Annotated in this window: 5 protein-coding genes; 2 read left to right on the top strand and 3 right to left on the bottom strand. The window is 75.9% G+C overall.

Features of this window, described 5'->3' with window-relative positions; genetic code table 11:
* From DY240_RS23980 to folP, 3 genes are all read right to left on the bottom strand, one after another.
* Positions 1-2,185 (bottom strand): ATP-binding protein (locus DY240_RS23980; protein WP_158602976.1); only part of this gene is annotated, 2,185 nt, incomplete at its 3' end.
* 118 nt (positions 2,186-2,303) lie between these two features.
* Positions 2,304-2,471, bottom strand: coding sequence for a hypothetical protein (locus DY240_RS32450; RefSeq protein ID WP_158602977.1), 168 nt, complete (start codon positions 2,469-2,471; stop codon positions 2,304-2,306).
* 183 nt (positions 2,472-2,654) lie between these two features.
* Positions 2,655-3,467: a dihydropteroate synthase gene (gene folP / locus DY240_RS23985; RefSeq protein WP_119662246.1), complete on the bottom strand. Its 813-nt coding sequence runs from the start codon at positions 3,465-3,467 to the stop codon at positions 2,655-2,657.
* Between the two features lie 160 nt (positions 3,468-3,627).
* Here folP and DY240_RS23990 point away from each other — a divergent pair, with 160 nt between their 5' ends.
* Together DY240_RS23990 and DY240_RS23995 are read left to right on the top strand one after the other, a co-directional pair.
* Positions 3,628-4,002: a DivIVA domain-containing protein gene (locus tag DY240_RS23990; RefSeq protein ID WP_119662245.1), complete on the top strand. Its 375-nt coding sequence runs from the start codon at positions 3,628-3,630 to the stop codon at positions 4,000-4,002.
* 170 nt (positions 4,003-4,172) lie between these two features.
* Positions 4,173-4,580 (top strand): SRPBCC family protein (locus DY240_RS23995; protein WP_147375493.1); only part of this gene is annotated, 408 nt, incomplete at its 3' end.

The following is a 4,580-nucleotide window of genomic DNA, read 5'->3' on the forward strand; positions in this document are numbered from 1 at the left end:
CCGCCTCGGCGGCCGCCCGCGCCGCCGGCAGCGAGTACTGCGGCCCGGGCGCCCGGCCGGCCAGGCGCTCGCGCACCTCGTCGGCCGACCGTGAGGCTGCCTCGACGTCGCCGCGCCACAGCGCCAGCCAGGACCGCAGCCCGGTCAGCTGCCAGACGTGCCGTCCGGGCGGGTCCAGCTCGAGCCCGCGGGCGATCAAGCGCTCGGCCTTGTCCCACCTGCCGAGAGCCAGCAGGGGCTCCGCGGCGTTCCCGGTGAGCATGGTGCCGAGCGTGCGGGCCAGACCCACCGAGCGGGCGCCGTCGATGCCCTCGCGGGCGACCTCGGCCGCCTCGGCGTACCGGCCGAGCAGGTGCAGCGAGTCGGACATGTTGATGTGGAAGGCGACCAGCCACTCGGGCCGGTCGCCGGCCAGCCGCTGCGCCGTCCGCAGTGCCTCCAGGCCCTCGTCGACCTGGCCGGCGTGCACCAGGCTCGGCCCGAGCACGACGTAGGCGCGGAACTCCGTCTCGGGCTCGCCGGCGGCGCGGGCGACCGCGGCGGCCTCGCGGCCCAGCGCGACGGCCTCCGCGTGCCGGCCGTCCATCATCAGCCGCGACACGTACTTCTGCAGCAGCCGGGCCCGCCGCGGCGTGGGCGGGTCGTCCGGGATCAGCTCCAGCGCGCGGCGCATCTCGTCGGTGGCGCCCGGCAGGCCGAGCTCGCTGAGCAGCGTCGCACGGAACCCGATCAGCCGCGCTACCCGGCCGGGCTCGACGGCGTCGCCGGCCGCTCGCGCCTCCGTCAGGGCGGCGTCGACCAGTGCCCGGGCGCGGTCGACCTCTCCGGCGTTGTTCGCGGCCGAGGCGGTGCGGGCCAGCAGCTCGACGTGGTCGAACCCGGCCTCCTGCGCGGCTTCGGGGACCTGGTCCCACAGCTCCAGAGCGCGCTCGAAGTTGCGCTGTGCCTCGTCGTAGGCGGCCAGCGAGCGGGCCTCGGCCGCGGCCCGCAACGAGGCCGCGAACGACTTCTCGTGCTCGTGGGCGCAGAACCAGTGGTGCGCGGCCTCGGCGGTGACCGCCCGGCGCGGGCCGGCGCCGGACGCCAGCCGCCGTTCCAGCGTCGCCGCGTAGAGCGCGTGCAGCCGGGCGTGCTCGCCGGGGAGCAGGTCGTCGTGGACGGCCTCGCGGACCAGCGCGTGCCGGAACGCGTACCCGTCGCCGTCGACGCGCAGCACGTTGGCCGACACCGCCTCGCGCATGCCGCGGTCGAGGGCGTCGGGGTCGACGGCCGCGACGGCGGCCAGCAGGTCGTGCTCCACGCGGTCGTTGCCGACGGCGAGCAGCCGCACCAGCCGCTGCGACTCCTCGGACAGCTGCTCGACACGCACCAGCAGCAGGTCGCGCAGCGACTCGGGCAGCGTCGTGCCGTCGTCGAGGTCGGCCAGCTGCTCGACGAAGAACGGTACGCCCTCGCTGCGGGCGTGGATGCGGCGGACGGCGTCGGCGGGCGGTCGCTGTCCGGCCAGGGCCGTGAGCTGCTCGGCGACCTCGCGCTCGGTCAGCCGCGGGACGTCGATGCGGTGCACCGTCCGGACCCGCTCCAGCTCGGCCAGCAGCCGCCGGAGCGGGTGGTCGCGGGACAGCTCGTCGCTGCGGTAGGTGCCGACGACGAGCACGCGGGCACTGCCCAGCGCCCGGACGGCGAACCCCAGCAGCTGGCGGGTGGCGCGGTCGGCCCAGTGCAGATCCTCGAGCACCAGCACCAGCGGGCGCTCGGCCGCGACCTGCTCGAGCAGGCCGGTGACCGCCTCGAAGACGCGGCCCTGGCTGGTGGCGGCCGGTTGGCCGCCGTCGTGGGGGAGCTCGGGCAGCAGGCCGGCCAGCGCGGCCCGGCCGGGACCGGCGGCGGACAGCAGCGCGTCGGTGCCGAGCTGGGCGGCCAGCTCGCGCAGCGCGCCGGTGATGGGGGCGTACGCCAGGCCGTCGCCGCCGAGGTTCACGCACTGGCCGACGACCACCCGGGCGCCGTCGCGCTCGGCCTCGGCGGCGAACTCCGTCACCAGGCGGGTCTTGCCGACGCCCGCCTCGCCGCCCAGCACCACCGTGACCGGCACGCCGCCGGCGGCGGAGGCCAGCGCCGATCGCAGGCCGCCGAGCTGCTCGTCGCGGCCGACCATCGCGGGACTCGTCACTGCCAACGCCACGGTGTCCATCCTGCTACGCCCGGCCCGCCCGGGGCACGCCGGTTTCCGCCGGGAGCGCCGGGCAGGAGAAGGCCCCGGTGTCCTGGGCGGACACCGGGGCCTGGGAGGGGCTCGTGGGTCAGACCGCGTGGCGGCCGGGCAGGTGGCGGACCACCCACCCCGCCCGGCGGGGCTGCCGCTTGGCGACCCGGCGGGCGACACGGGCGAGGCGATCGGCGTCGGCCTCGGCCCGCAGCCGTTCCGCGCGCTCCTCGTGCACGAGCTGGGCGACGTACGTGCTGTTCATGACCGGACCTCTCTCGGTGCTTGTGCTGACACTGATGAGTCTGGTCCGTAAGGGGTGGGCGACACATGGGGTGACCGCCGCATCTTCGCAGGTGAAAGCGGCCTTACTCGACCGCTGAGGGCGGCCTGAGGGGGCCTGAGGCGGGTGCCGGGAGGACTGAGGTGCCCTCAGGGACGCGTGGCCTCAGGTGAGGCCGCGCAGCGGAGCCGACGGCGGCCGGTCGCCGCGGATCGACGCGACCATGTCGAGCACCTGACGGGTGGCCGCGACGTCGTGGGCGCGGAACACCCGGGCGCCGTGCCAGGCGCTGACGGCGGTGGCCGCCAGCGTGCCGGGCAGCCGCTGGTCGACGGGGAGGTCCAGTGTCTCGCCGACGAAGTCCTTGCGGGACAGGCTGACCAGGACCGGCCAGCCGGTCGCCACGAGCTCGTCCAGCCGGCGGGTCAGCTCGAGCGAGTGGAAGGTGTTCTTGCCGAAGTCGTGCGTCGGGTCGATCACGATGCTCTCGCGCGGCACGCCCAGCTCCGCCGCCCGCTCGGCCAGGGCGACGGTGTGCGCGGCGACGTCGGCGACCACGTCGTCGTAGCGGACACGGTGCGGCAGCGTCCGCGGCCGCATGCCGCCGGTGTGGCTGCAGACCAGCCCGGCGCCGTGCCGCGCGGCCACGGCGGCGACGTCGGGGTCCGCGCCGGCCCACGTGTCGTTGACCAGGTCGGCGCCCGCCTCGCACAGGGCGTCCGCCGTCCGCGCCCGGTAGGTGTCGACGCTGACGACGACCTGCGGGTAGGTCTCGCGGATCGCGCTGACCAGGCCGGCGACGCGGTCGATCTCCTCCTCCTCGCTGACGTGCTCGCCGGCGCCGGCCTTCACGCCGCCGACGTCGATGATGTCCGCGCCCTCGGCCACCACCTGCTCCACCCGCTGCCAGGCGCGGTCGAACGCGAACGTCGCACCCTGGTCGTAGAAGGAGTCGGGGGTACGGTTCACGATCGCCATGACGGCGAACCGTCCGGGCGGGAACGTCGACCGCCCCAGGCGGAGAACACCCACGAACGCTCCTTCGGCTCCGGCGACTGATCGGGTGCCTGTAAGCCTCGCACGCCGTCCGGCCGGGCGTGGCGCGGAGGTGGAACGCCGGACGTGGCACCCTTGAGGCGTGTTCGTCGTCTTCGTGATCGTGGCCGCGGCCGTGCTGTTCGGCGCGGTCCTGCTGGTGCTCGGCCGCGGCGACGTGCTGCAGCCCGAGGTGTCCGGTGGCGAGCCGCGGCCGCTGCCCGACGGCGCCGTCGGCTCCGACGACGTCGCCGAGCTGCGCTTCTCCGTCGTGCACCGCGGCTACCGCATGGACCAGGTCGACGCCGTCCTCGACCGGCTGCAGCGCGAACTGGCCTGGCGCGACCACCGGCTGGCCGAGCTGGAGTCGCGCATCCCGGGACTCGGCAACGCGCCCCTGATCCGGCCCGCGGCAGAGGCCGACCGGCTGCCGCGCCGCCGTCCCGCCCGGCCCGAAGACGCGGCCGGCGGGGCCTGACCTGCCGGCGACGGGGTACGTGCTGGGCACGGACGGTGCTGGGCGAGCGCTGGGGGTGCCAGGTGAACAGCGGAGTGCGCGGCGAATGGCGGTTGTGGCGGACCACGGCGCGGGTCCCGGACGGTGGGGCGCGCGGTGAGCGACCCGGTGCGGTGGGTCCGGCGATCGCGATGAGCGCTGACGTCGTCGTGACGCGGCGGGTCGCCGCCCCGGCCGACGTCGTGTGGCACGTGCTGACCGACTGGCCGGCGCAGGGCGCGTGGATGCCGCTGACCCGGGTCGACGTGCTGGGTCCCGGCGACGGCCGGGAGGTCGGGGCGCGCCTGGAAGCCTGGACCGGAGTGGGGCGGGCCGGGTTCCTCGACACGATGGTCGTGACCGCGTGGGACCCGCCGTGCCGGTGCGAGGTGCTGCACACCGGCCGGCTGGTGCGCGGGCCGGGCGTGTTCGCCGTCCGACCGCTCGGGCCGCGCGAGTGTGAGGTGCTGTGGGAGGTGAACCGCCCCGGCATGTCCGGAGACTCCGTTCCTTGGGAAGGATGGAGTCATGCCAGGGAGTACGTCGAGGAGGTACCCGGC

The organism is Jiangella rhizosphaerae (assembly GCF_003579925.1).
In the GTDB taxonomy this organism is placed as follows: Bacteria; Actinomycetota; Actinomycetes; order Jiangellales; family Jiangellaceae; genus Jiangella; species Jiangella rhizosphaerae.